Genomic DNA, 20,122 nt, shown 5'->3' on the forward strand with positions numbered 1-20,122 from the left:
AAAAAGATGAATAAAGAATTGATGTTTAGCAGTAAGGAAGATTCATGGACAACTCCACAAGACTTTTTTAATAAGTTAGACCGAGAATTTCATTTTAACTTAGACCCATGCAGCACACATGAAAATGCTAAATGTAGAAAGCATTTTACAATAAAGGAAGATGGCTTAAAACAAAAATGGGGGGGCAATACAGTGTTCTGTAATCCGCCATATGGTAGGAATTTAAAGTATTGGGTTAAGAAAGCTTATGAGGAAAGTAAGAAAGAAAATACAACCGTTGTAATGTTAATTCCAGTAAGAACAGACACAATATATTTTCACTCTTATATTTATCACAAAGCTAAAGAAATTAGATTTATAAAAGGTCGATTAAAATTTGGAAATTCTAAAAATGCAGCACCTTTTCCGAGTATGGTGGTTGTATTTTAAAAGAAGGTGAGAGCATGAAACCAATAGAGTCATTGCCTTGGTAGGGCGGAAGTTGAAAAAATGCGAAGAAATGGAGTTGAGAAAATGAAATTTTATGAGTTTAATAAAGAATATGAGTATTATGCTTTAATTGCAGTAATTCAAGGTGAAAAATATCCAATGGATGTTGCTATAAAAGCATATGCCGAGGAAAATGAAGGTGGAATAGCGGAATATAATGAAAGTTATAAAGATTCAGCACCAGAAGAAATAACAGAACAAGAAGCACTAGAAGAATATAAAAAGGCTAATATAGAAGGATATATAACAGAAGCAGATAAGATTGCAGAATTTTATAAACAAATCAATTCAGGAAATAACATTAAAGCTGATGATAATAAATATGTATTGTTACTTATAGATGGGGAGTTAATTTAAGTTAGCAATTCAAATAAGTGAATAACTAGGGCGTCATTTGACTATAGTTGCAGCTTGTTATTATCAAATGACACTCAATTGAAAGAAGGTGAAAACATGATACAAACTTTAGAATTGTTCGGAGGGATAGGAGCACCTAGAAAAGCATTTGTAAATTTAGGGATAGACATAAAGGCAATAGACTATGTTGAAATAGATGAAAAGGCAGTAAGAAGCTATAATGCAATGTTTAAAAAATATATAGAGTATAGTACACAAACGGTAGTAGGATATAACCTAAAACCAGACATTCTAATTCATGGTTCACCTTGTCAAGATTTTAGTATAGCAGGACATCAAAAAGGAGCTAATGAAGGTAGCGGAACACGTTCAAGCCTTATGTGGGAGACACTGAATATTATAAAGCAAATGGGACTATGGAAACCACGAGTAGTAATATGGGAAAACGTTAAAAATGTGTTATCTAAACATATGGTTCATAATTTCAATAAGTATTTAGAGGAAATGGAGAAAATGGGATATACAAGTAGTTATAAAATTCTAAATGCTATGGATTTTGGACTTCCTCAACAAAGGGAGAGAGTTTTTACAATTAGTTGTTTAGATGGTTCATTATTTAATTTTGAGACTTTAGAAAGAAAACATATGAGAAATATAAAAGAGTTTTTGGAAGATACAGAAGAAGAAAAATACATTGTAACGCAACCAAGTATGTTAAAGAAAATTGGTTTAAAAGATGGTAGTTTTGGCGGTAGAGTTGAGATTATAAAGGATCACTGTACAACAATAACTACGAAGCAAATGAGGTGTCCCAATAGTGGTGTAATTGATTTGAAAGATGGAAGATATAGATATTTAACTGAGAGAGAATGCTGGCGATTACAAGGTTATTCAGACATGGATTTTTTTAATGCTTTGAAAGTTCATCCAGGTAAAGAGGGAAAACTTAATGGAACGTTATATAAGCAAGCAGGAAATTCAATACCAATACCGATATTAGAAAGCATATTTAGACAGATATTGCAAACTTGGAATATTGACATACCGAAAGTGAGTTGATTTTATCAACTAAAAAGAAGGTGAGTAATAAGTGATTAAAGGACAAGTATCTATCTTTGAAATAATAGAACCTGTAAAAAAGGTAGATGTAAAAAAAGAGTTACCTAAAGTAGAAGTAATGGACAAACAACAGAAAGTTATTAAAGCTTACAAAAGTGCTGAATCTACAAGCAGAATAGTAAAAGGTTTTAGTGGAGATTTAAGAGTAGAAATTAAAGACAATAGAGGACATAAAACCTTATATTTTAATAAAGATGGATTAATGGAATTTGAGTATCTTAAGAAGGTATCCGTATTTCCTAAAGACAGAATTTTGTTTTATAAAGATAATTTTTTTATAAACACTATACAGCAGCAGAGATTACAGGAAGTTAAAGAAAAATATAAAGAGAAAATTAAAAGAGTGATCCATAGACATGGGGATGAAAATATTTTTATAGAGTTAGGGGATAAGCTTTTAGACATAATTGCTAATGGTTGGGTACTGGAATTTAAAGAGACTTTACATGTAGATTGTATGGAAGATGAAGTCTTAGAGGATTTCACAGTAAAAAAGGATATTGGAAGCCTAGTTAAAGTAGGCGATCAAGTAAAAGCAAAAATTAATGGAAGGATTGCAAATGGAACAATAACTAGAGAATATGGATTATGTAATGAAATCTTAAATATAAGCTTTGTAAAAGAAGATGGAGTAAGAGCCTGTACCGCAATTCCCAGATTTACTGTAGAAGCTATCTTAAAAGCAGCAATATAAAAAAGCTTATAAAGTCCCTAGCAGAAAAAATTTAAAAATCTATATCTCGTACATTGTTAGGGGCTTCTTTTTAAAATGGAGGGATAATAAATGAAAATAGTTGTTAATGCATCCGAATTAAAGGATGTTTTAAATAAAATAAATAAATTAAATATTAAAAAAGAAAATTCAATATTTATAAAGACAAACAAACTTAATCAAGTTGAATTTGAGATATATGATAACACAAGCGTTATACAAATAAATTCCATCTTAATAGATGTAAAAGTGTTAGAACATGGTACAGCAGTAATACCATATGAATTAATAAATATACTGATTCATCAAAGTGGAGATTCATATACAATAACTGATAATGAGTTAATCTATGATGATGGATATATAAAAGTTTTAGATAAAGTTTCTAAAGTAGATGGTTTTTTGGAGATAAAGAGAAAAGAACAGTTATTATATATGCATGAGTATGAATTGTACAGGTTAATAAAGAATGTTTCTTATTGTGCTGCCAAGGATGATACAAGGACTATACTTACCGGAATTAATTTTGATGGAAATAGAGTTGCAGCTATAGATGGTTATAGAATTGCAGTATCAGTAAGCAATGAATTTAATACAAATAAGCCTATAACATTATCTAAAGAGTTAATAAAATTTTTAAATAAAATACTTAATAAAAAATCAAAACAGTTAATAAGCTTCTTTTTAGATAAAACAGGTAGATATATAGAAATGCAAATAGGATTAACCTGTATTACATCTAAGCTGATTGAGGGAGATTATTTAAAGTATGAGGATATAATACCAAAAGAATATAGCTATAAATTTGAAATAGATGCAAGGCAGTTTGTGAGTAAATTAAAAACAATGGATAAGGCTGATTTTGGATGTACAAATGTATTAAAAATGATATTAAATAATGATAGCATGGAAATTATAAAAAGACTAGAAATGGCAGTTATGAGCAATAAAATAAATATTAATAAAGATTATGGCAATGATTTACCCTTTAAGATAGCTGCAAACCCAACCTATTTAAAGCAGGCAATGACAAAATATGATAATGCAATTATTAAATTCGGTAATGATATAGAGCCGATTGTAATAAGTGATGATATGAATTTAGATTTAATATTACCTATAAAACTGGCTTCAAGGGATATGTAAATCTTATGCAAATAATGATAATGAGATATAGCAAATATTGCTGGTATAGTGGAATTGATTATATAGGTAAGAAATACAAGGTTATCAGCCAAACCCAGTACTACTATGTTATAAGAAATGGTAAAGAAATTAGAGATATAAAAAAATGTGATGCGGTGGTGATTTAATTGATAGATTTTTTTATAAAACAAGCATTAGAAAATGACCATATACAAAGTAAGCCAATAGAACATTTTACGATAGAACAGTTAAATGAGCTTAGTGAAAAAGCAAGAGATAATAACCTATTAATAACTTTAAGGGTAGAACATAGCAACGTATGGCAAGGAACTTTAGTAAATTTAATAAAGAAAGAAATTGCAAATAAATTTTTAAAATATCTGTAAGGAGATGATTTAAATATTAACACAGATGGATAGAAAAAATATTGAAAATAGATTAAGGCAATATTACGAAGATAAGAAAAAAATAGAAACACTAGAGACCAAGATAAATTTATTAAAAAAGCAAAAAACAAGGATAGAAAGAAATATAAAAGAATGTAATTTTAATATAGAACCTGATTTAAATATGGGGATAGGGTACGGAGAAAAAGTACAAACAAGTCCTTCTGGAATAAGTTATGCAGAAAGTGCTATTGTAAAAGGAATAGATAAGCTTTTAAGAAAAAAAGATGAAGTTGAAAAAGAGATAAATAATTCAGTATGTGCTATAGAAGATATAAGACTTTTTAATATTCCCATTGAATGTATATTAAAAAGATTAAGTCATGAATCACAAAATATAATAGAATACAGCTTTAAAAGAAAATGGACTAATCAGACTATAGGCATAGAAATTTATACAACAGAAGCAGCAGTAAGAAAAAAGAAAAAGCATATTTTAGACTTCATAAACAGGTGGCTAAAAAACATTGCTTAAAAATATTAAGGTTCGATTTTAGTTCGATTTTGGTACGATTTTAAGGAAAATTTTAAGATATAATAATAGTATGGCAAAATTATAAAAAGGACATATGACGCAGACTTATTGAAAAAGATAGGACATTCATATTATCAAAAAGCACTCAATTTAATTTGGGTGCTTTTAATTTATCTACTAATAAAGGAGCAATCAATGAATTTAACTAAGAAAGAACAAAAATTACTTTGGTTAGATAGATATAACAGGAAGCATTGTAATTGTAGACTTAAAGTAGGAGACTATTGCAGAATCTTACATACTACAGCACATACATTATTAGGTAAAACCCAAGTGAGTTTAAGGGAAAAAGTTTATCAGTCTATAATTAGTGCAATAAGAAAAAAGAGAGGTAGTGAAAAATGATAATGTCACGTAAACAAGCTTATGAAGACTACTTAAATCAATATGGAACTAAAATAGATAATTCTATAAGAAAAGCAAATGAAAAGCAAGAGTCACGTATAGTTATAGAGACTAAGATACCTCAAGAGATAATGGATAAATTAAAGGCATGTGGTTATAAATTAGAGTTAACATTGGGAAATAGTTTAAACCCTAATTTTTTAATAGTTAGTTGGGATGAATAGGAAGTTATTGTTTGATGAAAGAGGAGGAATATTATGGAGGATACAGAGTTAATCAAAATAAGAGATAACTTTAGAGAAATAGCAAATATAATAGATGAACTTTTAACACTAGGAGAAAGAGAGAAAAAAAGGTGAGGATGTAACAAAAGAATTAGAGAGTGTAATGGGAAGATATATGTATAAAATGATGGAATTACAAACCCTTAGCGAGTAAGGAGGAATGATTATGAATATAAAGTTAGTAAATATAAAATATATTTACGATACAGACTTAATTGGGTATAATATCAGTTTTAGCACAAGTGAAAATGCATATCAAGATATAAGAGATATGTACGTGGTAAGCAATATAGAATTGACTATACAAGAAATAAAGGATAAGGTTTTCAAAAACTTATGTAAAGAAGATAGGAATTTACAAAAAATGAGTATTAAAGATTTAGAACAATGTTTTTATGAAGCAAATAATAATAATGCAAAGTATGTAGGTGTGAAAATCAAGATGCAAGGATTTTTAAAACCAGAGATTATAATAAATGCACATGCTAATTTTGATAGTAAATTCGCTTATTATAAAAAAGCGTATAATAAAGACTTAACTTTAAAAACATTTAATGGCATTAAAATAGTTGGATTCACTTATGGTAATTCAGTTGGAGAGATTGGAGATAAATTAATATGCAATAATAAATAAATTAAAATTTTTATAAAAGTGAGGTGATGATTATATGATTGTTAGAAACAAGGCAGGTGATAACAGATGATAAAGAAACCAGCAAGACCGATTCCAGAAAACCTATATTCAAGATTTAAATATAGGTTAGAAGAATTGAGTGGAGAGTGGTCGGAGAGAAATTTAACTTTGTTTTATCTAGCAGCAGCAACAGGCTATAGGATGCAGGATTTAGTTGATTTAACCATAGCAGATATAAAAGTAGCACTAGAGAATGAAAAGTTTGAGATCCAGGAGAAAAAACAATTTAATGCGTGGAAAAGTCATCTTAGAAAAAATCCAAAGTCATTAAAGCCAAAGCCACAGATAAGAGAACATGATATAGAACAACCGCTAGAAACAATTTTGAAAAGATATATTAAGAATAAAAAGAAAAGTGAATATGCGTTTCCTTCGCAAAAAGGGAACGGAAGTAAACATATAAGTGCTAAAGCTTATTCAGAAATATTGAAAAAAGTAGCAAATGACAAAGCGATAAATATTAAAGGCATAACAGGACATAGTCTGAGAAAAACATACGCAAGACGATTATATGAAGCTAAAAAGGACATTGAGTATGTAAGAATTGCACTAGGTCACAAGAGTAGAGAAGTAACAAAAAAATACTTAGGACTAGAAGATGATGTAAAAGAAGATGCAGCTAAAATAGCAGCAAGTAAATTATAAATAAATTCTAAAATCGGTATTTAGGTCAAGGTTACTTATTTTAGAATAAATAAAAAAAGCCTTCCATTATATGCACTAAAAAATAAAATAAGTAATCATATATGTTATTGCCGATTGTAGAAAAACGTATTTGGCATGTATTAAAGTGCTGGTATTACTAGCTTTAAAGTATATGAAATTTAAAATATTTAAATAAAGCTAAAAATTAAACATTGAGCCTTGAAAAATGTAAAAGTCTCAATGTTGGAGGTGACAAGATGAAATCTATTGAAGAGATTATAAATAGTAGTTTAGAAGAGATAGAAACTATGGTTGAGGATAATAAAACAGATAAAGAAATAGCTAAAGAATTAGGAATAGGATACTCCACTTTTAAAAGGTATAAAGCCACAAATGAGGGTATGAAAGAAGCTATAGCGGAAGGCAAAGATAAAAAGAACCAAGCAGTTGAACAGGCAGTATATAAATGTGCTATTGGTTACAAATACTATGAAGAAGTTATAACTAAAGTTAAAGTACAAACAGAAACAGAGAAGGGACAAATACTAGAAAATGAAGAAGTAAAGATAAGCAATGTAAAAAAATATAAAGGTCCTGATCTAGCAGCACAGAAATACTGGTTGAACAATAAACAAAAGTCAAAGTGGAGTGAAGACCCTAATAAGACTGTTAATGACAAGAAACTTCTTAAACTTAAAGAAAAAGAAATTAAATCTAAGACATTGGAGATATAGTATGCCATTGTATCGTAAATGTTCTAAATGTAAGAAGAAAGTACCAATAGGAACTTTATGCGAATGTGAAAAGAAAGTAAGAAGAGAAAGCTATAAGGCATATAAAAAAAGAAGGATGTCAGATAAGCAGGAGGCAGAAAGGCAAAGGTTCTATAACACTAATGCATGGAAGTTTCTTAGTGACACTGTAAAGAAACATTATCTAGGTATGTGCGTAATGTGTTGGTATAGAAACAATGAGATGGTTAACAGTGAATACACACATCACATCATAACATTAAAGGAAGACATGAATATGAGTTTGAATAAAGGTAACTGTATTCCATTATGTGATAGTTGCCATAAGAGAGTTCACATTGAATACGATAAGGGTAAAGACTATAGAATTAAAATGCAAAACATACTAAGAACAATCATATATGAGTTTAATCAAACTTTTAAAAGAAAGTAATAGATGATGTTGTTGTAGTAATAAAAAAAGTAATCATAAGAAATACCCCGGGGGGATGCGAAATTTTTTAAATAAAATTAGAAAGTCCGTGGTGCCCACACGGTCGAAAATATTTCCCAAAATGAGCTTTTTTAAGCCAAGCCAAAAAGGAGGAAAATTTATGGCTAGACCAGCAAAAATAGTTGACAGTCAGAGTAGACACAATACAAAAGAAGAAATAGAAGCTAGAAAAGAAGTTGAAGATAAAATAAAAGGTTTGGCTGATAAAATAGAAAAACCACCTAGTTATTTAAATAAAGAGCAAAAGAAAATTTATAAGTTTATAATAAGTGAATTGAAAGAAACTAATTTATTAACCAATTTAGATATTTTTATTTTAGCTACATGTGCAATAGCAGTTGATAGATTACAAAAAATCGAAAATATAATAAATAAAAATTTTGGTAGCATAATGAATAAAAATTTAATGGGTTCTAAAGACAAGTATACTAAAGACTTGTATAGATGTTGTAATGAACTTTCACTTTCTCCACAAAGTCGTGCGAAACTTGGAAGTTTAGCCTTAAGTAATAAAGAAAAGAAAGAGGATCCATTGCTAAAGGCACTTCAAAGTGATTTTGAAGATGATGAAGAATGATACTTTTAAATAAAGCTTTAAAATATTGTAAAGATGTTGAAAATAGTAAAGAGATAACTACAGATGAAGTTAAGCAACAATGTAAAATATTTTTAGATGATTATAATATCAATCAATATAAAAGTGACTTTGAATTTTGTTTTTGTGAAAAGAAGTTAAAAAAAATAAATAATATACTAAAACTATTTAACTATGCTACTGGTTTTGTAGCTGGAAAACAAGTATTAGAAGGGTTGGAAGGGTTTCAAGCCTTATTTTTATGTGCAATTTTCGGATGGAGATATAAAAATAATAAAAAGAAATTTAGGTACAGAGATGTAGTATTATTTATACCTAGAAAAAACGCAAAGAGTTTTATAGCAGCAATAGTTATCTTATTGCTTATGCTTACAGAGCAAAATTTTAGTGAATTTTATTCTATCTGTATTGATAGAGATTTAGCAAAGGAAACTAGAAAAGCAATGGCTCAACTAATAGCAGCTAGTCCATATATAGCAAAATACTTTTTTGTAAGTGATAGTGAAATTGGTATCATAAAATGTAAAATAACAAATAGTTATTATATTCCAAGAACATCAAAAGCGAATAAAAATAACTCTATTAGACCAGCTTGCTTTGTGGCTGATGAAGTTGGAGCATTTACCAAAAATGATAACATACAAGCCATGAGAAAAGGACAATTAAGTGTATTAAATCCTATCGAAATTCAAACAACAACAGCTTACGCAGAAAGTGATTCTATTATGCTTTCTGAATTAGATTATGATAGAGCAGTATTAAATGGAGTTGTTGAAAATAAAAATTTATTTTGCTTGCTATACTACTGCAGTAAAGAAGAAGTGTGGACAGAAGAAGGCTTATACAAGGCTAATCCACTACGAATTGAACAAAACTATGAAGAGATAAGAAAAGATAGAGAAATAGCTAAAATAAAAACAATAGAGCAGGAAGAACTGTTAACTAAAAACTTTAATATATTTTTACAGACAAATGAACTTAATAAATACTTAGATATTGAATATTGGAAAAAGGGAGAAATAACAGAAGAAGAGTTTAAAGAAAAAATCAAGGGTAAAAAAGTTAAGGTTGGAGTTGATTTATCAGTAACCACTGATTTAACAGCAGTAGGAATTGAATATGAAGATGAAGGGATAATTTATTGTAAATCGCATGGTTTCTTACCAGAAGGTAGTCTTGCAAAGAGAAGAGAAAAAATTGATTATAGAGAATATGAAAGGCAAGGATACTGTGACATACATAAAGGAATGACAGTAAACTATACACTTGTAGAAGAATATATAAGAGGATTAGAAAGTAAATATGAGTGCACTATCGAAACAATAATAACTGATCCTATGAATGCAAAAGAAATGATGGAAAGACTTTCAGAAGATTATGATATTGTAATGCTAAAACAAACTTATACAAATTTGAGTCCTGCAACAAAAGAATATAGAAAAGCTGTATATGATGATAAAGTTAGATATGTAAAAAATGAATTACTTGATTGGTGTATGAACAAAGCAAGCACTACAAAAGGAAAATCAGATGATGAAATGCTTATAAAAGAGGACAAAAACAAAGAAAGAATAGATATGGTTGTAGTTTTAATTTTCTGCTATACAGAGTTTGTTGATGGAGATATACATTATAATGCAGCAGATGAATTAGATAAAATGGATTGGTAGGTGAAGTATGAAAATAAAAGATAAAATAAAAGAAATAAAAGAAATAAAAGGGCATCAAGTAGCCGATATACTAACATTCATTGCCTTTATAATAGTGTTCGTAACTACATTTTTATTAAACAAATATGTTGGCATATACATTTTGGCATTAGAATTACTTATTTTTAGCTATTTCATAGCAAAAGAGAGGTGATAAACATAGATGTTTTGGAGCAAAATGGAAAGAAGAGATACTACAGGAGGAAGTTTTAATTGGACAGCATGGGTAAAAGGTGATGATGATAGTTTATATACAACAGCTTTAAATGAAAAAAATTATCTAACAGGGCTTAATTTTTTAGGAAATAGTGTTGCAAAGTTACCTATTTTAATAAAAAAGAATACAGATAAGGGAGAAGATGAAGCAAATAATCATTATTTAAATGATTTATTACAGTTAAGACCTAATTTAAGTATGAGTGCGTTTGACTGTATTAAAAGTTTAATAATGATGTATAAACATCAAGGCGCAGCAGGACTTTATATTGAAAGAGATCAAAAAGGAAATGTAAGTGCGCTATATCCTTGTAAAATAACACAATTTATTATAGATGATGTTGGATTAATTAAATCAACCAATACCATAAGTAAAGTATTGGTTGATTTTGAGTGTGTAGGAGTTCAGGGAAGTTGTTTAGACAAGGATATAATTATTTTAAGAGATAATTCTTTAGATGGAATTAACAGTAAGGCTACAAGACATTATATAAAAGATACTATAGATACAAATTTAGAAGCTCAATCTTATCAAAAATCTTTATTTTCTAATGGATTGACTAATAAATGTGTTGTACAAATGGTATCTGATATAAAAGATGAAAAAGAAATGAAAAAAATACAAGCAAAGTTCACAAGATTATATTCAAGCAATGGGCGTATATTTACAGTACCAGCAGGATATAACGTATCTTCTTTAAATCTTTCACTTGTGGATTCACAATTTGCAGAATTAAAACTTGATGGTAAAAAGGATATAGCCACAGCAATAGGATTACCTTATTCTTTATTACATGATGGAACAATAACAGAAGAGGATAATGTAGCCTTATTAACTAATACAATAATTCCTATTATCATACAAATAGAGCAGGAGATGAATTGGAAACTGTTATCTTCTAAAGATAGAAAAAGTTATAAAATTGAATTTGATATTAATAGCATGTTACGTACAAGTCCCGAAAAGCAAATGACTATTATAACTAACTATGTTAAAAACGGTGTTTATTCTTTAGAGTATGCCAGAAAATTATTAGGCATAACAACGGATTTTAAGAATGAAACCGTAACTCTACCAAGTGGGCAAATTTTATTAAGAGACTTGCTAAGTGGAAAAGCAACATGGCAAAAAAATAAAGGAGGTTCCAATGATTAATAAGGAAGAGAAAAGAGAATATAGAAAAGTATCGAATTATGAAGTAAGACAATTACAAGATAGCAATATGACAGAGATAACTGGATACATAGCAAAGTTTAACAGCGTAACAGAATTATTTGAAGGTTTTTTTGAAAAGATTGATCCACATGCTTTCGATAATACGTTAGCGGATGGACATAATATTTTCCTGTTATATCATCACGATTGGAGTAAGCCACTTGCAAGTACTAAAATAGGTACTTTACAATTAAATAGTGATGATGTGGGATTAAAATTCACGGCAACCATAAATAATAATATAAGCTATGTTAAAGATGTTATAGAGTTAATAAATGAAGGTTTAGTTTGTGGTTGTTCTTTTGGTTTTTGCTGTATAAATGATAGTTCAGAATATAATTCACAAGATGATACTATTACAAGGACTTTACTAGAGGTAGAACTTTCAGAGGGTTCACTTTTGTGCATACCAGCGTATGAGGATACAGAGGTATTTGCAAGAGCAAAGATGATTGAAAAGGAAGAAAGAGATAAACTCCAGAAACAAAAGAGTTTGGAAATTAGAAAAAAGAAAATAGAAATTGAACTAGAGCTAATGAATTAGTTCTTTTTTTATATAAAAAATTAAGAATAAGAAAAGGAGTGTTTTTATGAAAATTGAAGAATTAAGAAGTGCAAAGGATGCAAAAATCAAAGAGGTTAGAAGTTTAAATGAAGCAAATAAGATTGATGAAGCAGAGAAGACAATGGAAGAAGTTAGAAAATTAGACAAGCAAATAAAAATAGAAGAGGAACTTGAAGAAAATGAGAAGAGAGGTTTAGAAAATCAAAAAAAACAGAAAGAAAACAGAAAAACTAATACAGAAGTTAATGAAATGAGGGCATTAACAAAGTATGTAATTAAGAAAGAAGAATTAACTCCAGAAGAAAGGGCAGTTATAAAAACTTCTGATAATAGTGCAGTATTACCACCACAATTTATAAATCAATTACAAGAAATTAAAAAGGGATTTGGATCATTAAAAGAAATATGTGATGTTATTCCAGTTACTAAAAATGAAGGGACTATTCCAGTAGTTGATTACGATCAGAATGAAATGGCAGATATAGCAGAAGGTGCAGATATAGTTGATGGTACTTTAGTTACAACAGATTTAACATTTAAATGTGGTAAAGTTGGTTTAATACAAACATTATCAAGCGAATTAATTGATGATGCTGAAATTGAAATCGAGCAGATTGCACAAAATAACTTTACAGAAATTTCAGTGGCAAAAGAAAATAAAAAAATTCTTACAATTATAGATACTAATGCAACAGAAGTTACAGGGGCAACAGATTATACAGCTTTAGAAGATATAATGGCTAAAGCCCTGCCAGCAGTTAAGTCAGGGTTAATTACACTTGTAAATGTTGAAGCATATGCGCACTTAAAAAATATGAAAGATAAACAAGGAAGAAATCTAGATTTAATAACAACTGGAGCAGATGGAAAAGAGTACTATAATGGTAAGCCAATTTATACGTTCGATTCTTCGTTAGTTACTCCAAGTACAGGAATGACTAAAATATTTTATTCGTTAAATTCTAAAGAAGCGGCTAAATTTATAGAAAGAATGGGTGTGACTGTAGCAAGAAGCACAGAAGCTGGATTCAACGACGATACTATTAAATTACGTGTTTTGGAAAGAATAGATGTTGCAAAAGGTTCAGTTAGAAGCATAAAGAAAATTGAATTAGCTTAAAAAGGAGAGGATAATTTCGTCCCCTTTTTATATTAAGAGGTGAATTAGCGTGGCAACTTTAGATGATATGAAAAATTATTTAAGAGTAGATTCTGATGATTTTAATGAAGATATACAATCACTTATTGATAGTACTCAAATTTATATAGATAGTTGTGTTGGTACTGCCTATAAAGAAAGTAATGATATGGTTAAACTAGCAGATTTATTATTAAAAAAAATTGTTAGTGATAATTATGATAGCAAAAGTCAGTATGTTAGTACTAAAACAACAATTGATAATATGACTACAACTATTTTAGATATATTATCTAATTATGATGGAACTTAGGTGATATTATGAAGATGCAAGCTGGAAGTTTAAATAAAAAAATAACAATACAGAGATATAATAAATCAAAAATTGTTTATGATGATGAAGGAAATCCAACTACAGATGGTTGGTATGATTTTACTACTAAATTTGCAAGTATAAATAATTTATATGGTAATGAGTTTTGGAGTGCTAAGGCAGTAAATCAGCAAGACACAGTTAATTTTATAATAAGGTATTCTAAAAGCATAAGTGATATAGAAAAAGCTAACGGAGCTAAAATTTATCGTATTTTGTGGCAAGATAAAATTTATAATTTAGATTTTATTGATAATGTAAATTATTCTAATACATTTTATAAGATAAAGGCTAAAGCGGTGAATTAACATGGCTGGAATAGTAGTAGATGGATTAGATAATTTAATAGAAGATATGGATAAAATCACTTTAACTGATTCAGACAAAAAGAAAGTTATGAAAAATGCTATAGAAGCAGCATACACAGAAGTTCAGCAAAACGCACCTAAAAGGAAGGGTGGAATAGAAAAAGGAATTAAAGAAACTGTAAAGGTTCAAGATTTTGCAGTTGTTGGACAAATAATACTAGGTACCTGGTATACACAATTTACAGAGTATGGAACAAGTAAACAAAAGAAATATGTTGGTTGGTTTGAGAGAAGCATTGATAAAACAATGGATGAAGTAATAGGAAAATTAGCAGATGGATTATTTGAGAAAGCAAGGTGATGAGGTGAATATAAAAAGTTATGTAAGAAATCTTTTAATGGATTCAACTATTATAAATCTTACAGCAGATAAAATAGTATATTTTCTTCATGCTCAAAACCCTACACCACCTTACATTGAGTATGAATTTGTAGATGAAAATGGTGCATTTTATGAGGAAGGTGAAGAAATAGAAACTAATTATTCTTTACAGGTAGATGTATTTACAAAGGGTACAAGCAGCACAGAAATAGAGGAAGCAGTAAAAGTAAAGCTAAAAGAAAATGGATTTATTAGACAAAGTTTAGCCAATTTACATGAAGACACAACAGATTTAGATCATACAGCAATATGGTTCTTAGGAACTTTAGGAGACTAAATAAATTAGTCTTTTTTTATTATTAAAAAATAGAAAGGAAGTTGATATTAATGGCAACAGTAAACGTTGATAAATTATATTTAGCAACTATAACAAAAGACGAGAAAGGAACAGGCGGTTTAGTATTTGGTACACCAGAGTATATAGAAGGTATTCAATCATTCCAAGCAAAGGTAAAGACAAATACAGGGGAACACTACGAGGAAGGTGTTCTTACTGACCAAGACACTACTTTGCAAAACATAGAAATAAGTTTTGATCTTGGGCATGTTAAAAATACACAAATGGCAAAATATCTCGGAAACCATGTGGCAAGTAAAGGTGGTGTCTATGCTTTAAAAGATGATGTAGCGCCATATATTGCTATACTTGTTAAATATACTTTAGCTGGCGGAAAAGGATTTGGATATAAAGTTTACTATAAAGGAAAGTTAACTCCAGTTGATGAGACACTAAAGCAACAGGAAGGAAAAATAGATTATCAAGATACTACAGTATCATCCACATTCCAGCCACTTAACAACAATGGACTATGGAAATATGGGGTTGAAACTATAGACCCTAATTGTCCAGATAACATTGATACTTTATTCTTCCAGAGCGTAATAATTCCAGCCGAACAAGAAATTAGTGCGTTGGAGATATCTTCTATTACTCCAGTTAACGGTGGTACCAATGTAGCATTAAATGTTAAACCGACAATAACATTTAATAATGCAATAGCTGAAAATAATATAAGTGTATTTAGTGATACAGATAGTACGCCAATAAATATAACAATATCTTTTGATGATACTCAAAAGATATGTACCATAACACCAAACGCTAATTTAGCAACTAACAAAAAATACGAAATAGTACTGGCAGGTACAAAGGATATATATGGGCAAAAGCTAACGTCAGTTATAAGCTTTACTACAGTAACAGCATAATTGTAGGGTGGAAAATCCGCCCTTATTTTATTACATAGGAGGTTATATAAATGAATGTAGGAAAGGTAGAAGAATATAAATTAGAAATAGGAAAGAAAGAATACACTTTTAGATTAGATATGTCCTGTATTCTTAAATTAGAAAAAAAATATGAAAATAGTACAGAAATTATAAATCAATTTTTAAGTTTTAAGAAAGAATTTACTAATGCCATAAAAATTCTAAGTTGTGCTTGTGTAGAGAAAGAATGGACAGAAGAAGAATTTGCTAATTCTTTGAGTGCAGATTTCCCTACCATGAAAGTTATAGATGGAATATGTTATTCAATGATTCAAGGAGCTATTACATTGGATAAATCAGAAGATGAAAAGAAAGATAAGAAGGCAAAAACTAAAAAAAACAAGTAAGCCAGTCGGGTGATTTGATAGACCTAGACTGGTTTTTCTATATAGCAAAAAAGCATTTACATTATTCAGACGAAGAATTTTGGGATGCAACTCCAAGAGCGATTTTAAGCTTATGGGAACAACATTGCAAATTTATGGGTTGGAATAAAAATAACACAAATAGTAAAGGTGATAAGATAAATAATTTTAATGATCCTAGCACAATTATTAGCTTAGAAAGTTGCACATTTTTATAAGAAAGGAGGGTGATTAATGGCAGACCAAACTAAAAAAATAAACATCCAGTATATTTTGGACGATAGTGGATTCAGCAAGTCATTACAAGGTATAAACTCTAATCTTAAATTAAATAAAAGTGCATTGAATGAAGCTAACATTGGTGTAAAAGCTTTTGGAGAAAGTAATGCTAACTTAACAAAAGTACAGAAGTCTTTACAGGATGTAATTGCAAGCAGTAAACAAAAGGTAGATTTGTATGCGGAAAGTATTCAAAAAACTTCAACTAAACTTCAAGATAATATAGAAAAAAGAGCCAAGCTTAAAGAAGAATTGGACATGGAAAAAGAGAAACTTGAAGGTGCTATAAGTGCTTATGGTAAAGAGAGCGAAGTTACCCAAAATGTAAGAGATAAGATAGCAGATTTAACAGAACAATACAATAAAGCCGATAAAGCAGTAGAAACAAATGCTAAAAGCATTGAGAGTTTAAATACCAAAATGAATAATGCTATAGCAGATACGGAAAAATACGAAGGACAATTAAAGAAAACTAATGATACTATATCTAAAAATAATAATGTTTGGCTTAATTCTGGGAAAGTATTAACAGATACTTCGAAAAAAATAATCACTGTAGGTGAAGGAATGAGTAGTGTTGGTAGTGCGGTTACTACAAAATTTACACTACCCTTTGTTGGTGCTGTAGGGATTGCTGTAAAGTCTGGTGCTGATTTTGAACACCAAATGGCAGATATAAGAAAAGAATTAATAGCATCTGGCGAAAATGTAGATGAAGTTGATAGCTTAATGAAAGAAATGTCTACAGATTCTTTACAATGGAGTGGAGATTTTGGACAAAGTACAAGTGACATAAATGCTGGATTGCTGACAATGAAAAAAGATGGATATTCTGGTCGTGAAGCTATAGACGATTTAAAGATTTCCCTAACTACAGCTAGAGGAGCAAATGAAAGCCTTACAGATGTAATTAATACTTTAGGCGGTTCATTAGAAGCATATGGCATGAAGACAGAAAATGCAGCACAAAATACTCAAAACATGGCTCATATAGCTGATAGTTTTGCATACATAGCAAACCATACAAAATCTTCTGTTACTTCTCTTGGAGAAGGTATTTCTATTGCTGGACAAACTTTAAGCCAAATGAACCAACCTATAGAAGTTACAAGTGCCGCTATTGGGGAATTGGAAAGTAATAATATAGATGCAAGTACTGCGGCTAATGCTTTAAAAGCTGGTTTTGTAAATTTAGTTCGTCCAACAGATGCAATGGCTGGAGCAATGAAACAGATGAATCTACAGGTGGTTGATAGCAAGGAGCAAATGAAGCAGCTACCAGATATCATTGATGGCATTAAAAAAGGAACTCAAGGTTGGACAGAAGAGCAACGTAATAATGCTATAGCTACATTATTTGGTAAAGAAAGTTTAGCTAGTTGGAATGCTTTAATAAATAAAGGTGGAGACAATTTACGAACTCTATCTAATGGTGCTAAAAACAGCACAGGTGAAGTAAATAGACTATCTGACAGCATGAAGAATACACCTGTAAACCAATTTAAGGAATTAGAGGGCTCTGTAAAAGCTTTAGGTGTTTCTATTGGAGAAGATGTACTTCCTACATTGACACCTTTAATACAAGATGCTACAGGTGCAGTAAAAGCATTTGGTAGCTTAGATGATGGTACTAAAAGATTAATATTAGAGATTGGTACTGGTGTTGCTGTAGGTGGATTAGCAATAAATGTAATAGGGAAAACAGTTGATAGTGCTGGTAAATTACTTAAGGTTTTTGGACAAATTGGAGATTATGTAGGGAAAAAGGTATTTGAGAAATCTGTAAAAGATAACAGTAAAGCACAAGATGATAATACTAAATCTACAGCTTCTAATACAGAAGCAAAGGGAATAAATACAGAAGCAGAATCTACCAATACCGAAGCTACAACAGCAAATACAGAAGCCAAGAATCTTAATACCGAAGCAGAAAACGCAAAAGGTGGTATAGAAAATACAGCTAAAAGAGAAGCAGAAACAGTAGCGACAAAAGAAAGTACAATTGCACAAGAAGCTAATACTCTTGCTAGTGGCAAAGGTGTAAAAGCTACAGAAGAATTAGGAAAAACCGTAGCAGAAACTGCGGGTAAAGCTGGAATTGCTGGAGAAGCTGTGGCTGGTTTAGGAGAAGCTGGAGAACTTGGTGCTGGTGCTTTGGCTGGTGCTAGTACAGCTACAGTTGGTTTAGGTACTGCTTTAGCTACAGTTGCTTTACCTATTGCTGGTGTTGTTGCTGGGATAGGTGCTTTAAGTTATGGCGCTTATAAATTTGTTAAATGGGGAACAGATGATGCAATACCCACTACAGATATATTCAATAATAAATATAAAGAAACCAGTCAAGTAATAGATGATAATGGAAACGCTATAAATGTTACTACCACTAAGATGCTTAACTTTAGTAAAGCTACAAAAGATAATGTTACTGCCTATATGGATTTAGAAAAACAAGCGGTAAAAACTGGTATATCTATAGCTGAAAGTAATAATAAATTAGGCATTACTCCAGAACAATTAGCTAAAGTAAAGGGTACTTATGACCAAATGACAGGAGTTGTAAATAATGCAATAGATAAGCGAACCAAAGATGAAGAAGGAAAACTAAAAGATTTATTTAGTAAAAGTACAACCATAACTGGACAAGAACAACAAGTAATGTTACAGCAAATACAAACCAGTGCAGACCAAAGAAAACAGAAAACCCAAGAGTTAGAAACTCAATTAACGACTATTTATCAAAATGCTAGTAATCAACATCGAAATCTAACAACACAAGAAGAGCAACAAGTTAACAATATCCAAGCACAAATGAGAGCTAATGCAGTTAAAAATTTGTCTGATAGTAGTATCCAACAAAAAGTATTATTAGAAAGATTAAAAGACGATCATAATCATATAACACAGCAAGAAGCAGAAGAAGTAATCCAGAATGCAAATAAAGCAAGAGATGGTGCAGTTAGTGCAGCTAATACAAAATACAATGATGTAGTTGCCAACGCAATATATGAAAGAGATGTAACACATACTTTAAGTTCAGATCAAGCAGATAAGGTAATAAAAGAAGCAGGAAGACAGAAGGAACAATCCATTTCAGAAGCAGAAAAACAAAGAAGTGGAGTTATAGATAAGGTTCAGAAGATGGGCGGAGAAGCTGTTAGTCAGATAAATACAGACACAGGGAAAATGACAACTCGATACCAGCAATGGTCTAAAGATATTGAAGGCATATTATCCGGTACTATTAGTTTCTTTAAAAATCATCCTATAGTCGCTCAAATAGTACAATTAGGTGCAGATGCGTTAGGCGCTGGCGGCGCGACAAAGGCTATAACTGGTAAAAACGCAAGAGGTACTTCAAATTGGCAAGGCGGTTTAACTACTATGCATGAAGCTGGATGGGAAGTTTATAACCTACCACAAGGTACTAAAATATATAACCACGAAGCAAGTGAGTTCATGGTGAAGCAGACAGCACAAGAGGTTGCTAAAAGTGTTCTTGCTGGGTTTAGTGGTAATGGAAATAATCAACCTATTGTAGTTGAGATGTATATGGATAAAGATAAGGTAGGAAGAGCAGTAGCTAGTACTGTAAGTAATCAAATTTATAGAAACAGTAGGAGGGGATAAGGC

The 20,122-nt window shown here is 30.2% G+C and carries 28 protein-coding genes; all 28 read left to right on the forward strand.

All coding sequences use genetic code 11. The features are described from left to right. The first annotated feature begins 6 nt into the window (after positions 1-6). The 28 genes from CLFE_RS06620 to CLFE_RS06755 all read left to right on the forward strand — a co-directional run bounded on the left by CLFE_RS06620 (position 7) and on the right by CLFE_RS06755 (position 20,119). Positions 7-429 (forward strand): DNA N-6-adenine-methyltransferase, encoded by a 423-nt coding sequence (locus CLFE_RS06620; RefSeq protein ID WP_077894653.1) that lies wholly within the window; start codon positions 7-9, stop codon positions 427-429. Between the two features lie 60 nt (positions 430-489). After that, entirely contained in the window at positions 490-846 is a 357-nt protein-coding gene (locus CLFE_RS06625) for a hypothetical protein (RefSeq protein ID WP_242951686.1), read from the forward strand. 96 nt (positions 847-942) lie between these two features. After that, positions 943-1,905 (forward strand): DNA cytosine methyltransferase, encoded by a 963-nt coding sequence (locus tag CLFE_RS06630; RefSeq protein WP_077894655.1) that lies wholly within the window; start codon positions 943-945, stop codon positions 1,903-1,905. Positions 1,906-1,936: 31 nt separating this feature from the next. Next, positions 1,937-2,659, forward strand: coding sequence for a hypothetical protein (locus CLFE_RS06635; RefSeq protein WP_077894656.1), 723 nt, complete (start codon positions 1,937-1,939; stop codon positions 2,657-2,659). Between the two features lie 90 nt (positions 2,660-2,749). After that, positions 2,750-3,823: a DNA polymerase III subunit beta family protein gene (locus CLFE_RS06640; RefSeq protein WP_077894657.1), complete on the forward strand. Its 1,074-nt coding sequence runs from the start codon at positions 2,750-2,752 to the stop codon at positions 3,821-3,823. A gap of 5 nt (positions 3,824-3,828) precedes the next feature. Continuing rightward, positions 3,829-3,990, forward strand: coding sequence for a hypothetical protein (locus CLFE_RS06645; protein ID WP_169850993.1), 162 nt, complete (start codon positions 3,829-3,831; stop codon positions 3,988-3,990). Further along, entirely contained in the window at positions 3,991-4,209 is a 219-nt protein-coding gene (locus CLFE_RS06650; protein ID WP_077894658.1) for a hypothetical protein, read from the forward strand. A 25-nt stretch (positions 4,210-4,234) separates the two neighbouring features. After that, positions 4,235-4,744, forward strand: a complete 510-nt coding sequence (locus CLFE_RS06655) for a hypothetical protein (protein ID WP_077894659.1) — start codon at positions 4,235-4,237, stop codon at positions 4,742-4,744. 195 nt (positions 4,745-4,939) lie between these two features. Continuing rightward, on the forward strand, positions 4,940-5,149 hold the full coding sequence (locus CLFE_RS06660) for a hypothetical protein (protein ID WP_077894660.1): 210 nt from the start codon (positions 4,940-4,942) through the stop codon (positions 5,147-5,149). Beyond that, complete coding sequence (locus CLFE_RS06665) at positions 5,146-5,373, forward strand: hypothetical protein (protein ID WP_077894661.1); 228 nt, start codon at positions 5,146-5,148, stop codon at positions 5,371-5,373. The genes CLFE_RS06660 and CLFE_RS06665 overlap by 4 nt, the downstream gene beginning before the upstream one ends. A 226-nt stretch (positions 5,374-5,599) precedes the next feature. Continuing rightward, on the forward strand, positions 5,600-6,067 hold the full coding sequence (locus tag CLFE_RS06670) for a hypothetical protein (RefSeq protein ID WP_242951687.1): 468 nt from the start codon (positions 5,600-5,602) through the stop codon (positions 6,065-6,067). A gap of 66 nt (positions 6,068-6,133) precedes the next feature. Then, positions 6,134-6,772, forward strand: a complete 639-nt coding sequence (locus tag CLFE_RS06675) for a tyrosine-type recombinase/integrase (RefSeq protein ID WP_077894662.1) — start codon at positions 6,134-6,136, stop codon at positions 6,770-6,772. 257 nt (positions 6,773-7,029) lie between these two features. Then, positions 7,030-7,506: a Xaa-His dipeptidase gene (locus CLFE_RS06680; protein ID WP_077894663.1), complete on the forward strand. Its 477-nt coding sequence runs from the start codon at positions 7,030-7,032 to the stop codon at positions 7,504-7,506. A 1-nt stretch (position 7,507) separates the two neighbouring features. After that, positions 7,508-7,957 carry an HNH endonuclease gene (locus tag CLFE_RS06685; protein WP_169850994.1) on the forward strand — a complete coding sequence of 150 codons (450 nt, stop codon included), beginning with the start codon at positions 7,508-7,510 and terminating at the stop codon, positions 7,955-7,957. A gap of 160 nt (positions 7,958-8,117) precedes the next feature. Then, positions 8,118-8,594: a phage terminase small subunit P27 family gene (locus tag CLFE_RS06690; protein WP_077894665.1), complete on the forward strand. Its 477-nt coding sequence runs from the start codon at positions 8,118-8,120 to the stop codon at positions 8,592-8,594. Continuing rightward, positions 8,591-10,282, forward strand: a complete 1,692-nt coding sequence (locus CLFE_RS06695; protein ID WP_077894666.1) for a terminase large subunit — start codon at positions 8,591-8,593, stop codon at positions 10,280-10,282. The genes CLFE_RS06690 and CLFE_RS06695 overlap by 4 nt, the downstream gene beginning before the upstream one ends. Positions 10,283-10,289: 7 nt before the next feature. Further along, the gene (locus CLFE_RS06700; protein ID WP_077894667.1) at positions 10,290-10,475 is read left to right on the forward strand and encodes a hypothetical protein; all 186 of its coding nucleotides are present in this window, start codon (positions 10,290-10,292) and stop codon (positions 10,473-10,475) included. Positions 10,476-10,484: 9 nt separating this feature from the next. After that, positions 10,485-11,693, forward strand: a complete 1,209-nt coding sequence (locus tag CLFE_RS06705) for a phage portal protein (RefSeq protein WP_077894668.1) — start codon at positions 10,485-10,487, stop codon at positions 11,691-11,693. Then, positions 11,686-12,297 carry an HK97 family phage prohead protease gene (locus CLFE_RS06710; RefSeq protein WP_077894669.1) on the forward strand — a complete coding sequence of 204 codons (612 nt, stop codon included), beginning with the start codon at positions 11,686-11,688 and terminating at the stop codon, positions 12,295-12,297. The genes CLFE_RS06705 and CLFE_RS06710 overlap by 8 nt, the downstream gene beginning before the upstream one ends. A gap of 46 nt (positions 12,298-12,343) precedes the next feature. Continuing rightward, a complete protein-coding gene (locus tag CLFE_RS06715) occupies positions 12,344-13,438 on the forward strand; it encodes a phage major capsid protein (protein WP_077894670.1) in 1,095 nt (364 codons plus the stop codon). Positions 13,439-13,487: 49 nt separating this feature from the next. Then, on the forward strand, positions 13,488-13,769 hold the full coding sequence (locus tag CLFE_RS06720) for a head-tail connector protein (RefSeq protein WP_077894671.1): 282 nt from the start codon (positions 13,488-13,490) through the stop codon (positions 13,767-13,769). 8 nt (positions 13,770-13,777) lie between these two features. Beyond that, positions 13,778-14,137 carry a phage head closure protein gene (locus CLFE_RS06725; protein ID WP_077894672.1) on the forward strand — a complete coding sequence of 120 codons (360 nt, stop codon included), beginning with the start codon at positions 13,778-13,780 and terminating at the stop codon, positions 14,135-14,137. 1 nt (position 14,138) lies between these two features. Beyond that, complete coding sequence (locus tag CLFE_RS06730; RefSeq protein ID WP_077894673.1) at positions 14,139-14,498, forward strand: HK97-gp10 family putative phage morphogenesis protein; 360 nt, start codon at positions 14,139-14,141, stop codon at positions 14,496-14,498. After that, entirely contained in the window at positions 14,473-14,856 is a 384-nt protein-coding gene (locus CLFE_RS06735) for a hypothetical protein (protein ID WP_077894674.1), read from the forward strand. The genes CLFE_RS06730 and CLFE_RS06735 overlap by 26 nt, the downstream gene beginning before the upstream one ends. A gap of 50 nt (positions 14,857-14,906) precedes the next feature. Further along, on the forward strand, positions 14,907-15,788 hold the full coding sequence (locus CLFE_RS06740) for a major tail protein (protein WP_077894675.1): 882 nt from the start codon (positions 14,907-14,909) through the stop codon (positions 15,786-15,788). Positions 15,789-15,838: 50 nt separating this feature from the next. Beyond that, entirely contained in the window at positions 15,839-16,195 is a 357-nt protein-coding gene (locus tag CLFE_RS06745) for a hypothetical protein (RefSeq protein ID WP_077894676.1), read from the forward strand. A 14-nt stretch (positions 16,196-16,209) separates the two neighbouring features. Beyond that, on the forward strand, positions 16,210-16,431 hold the full coding sequence (locus tag CLFE_RS06750; RefSeq protein WP_077894677.1) for a hypothetical protein: 222 nt from the start codon (positions 16,210-16,212) through the stop codon (positions 16,429-16,431). A 16-nt stretch (positions 16,432-16,447) separates the two neighbouring features. Beyond that, positions 16,448-20,119: a phage tail tape measure protein gene (locus CLFE_RS06755; protein WP_077894678.1), complete on the forward strand. Its 3,672-nt coding sequence runs from the start codon at positions 16,448-16,450 to the stop codon at positions 20,117-20,119. Positions 20,120-20,122 lie beyond the last annotated feature (3 nt).

It is taken from the genome of Clostridium felsineum DSM 794, assembly GCF_002006355.2.
GTDB lineage: Bacteria > Bacillota > Clostridia > Clostridiales > Clostridiaceae > Clostridium_S > Clostridium_S felsineum.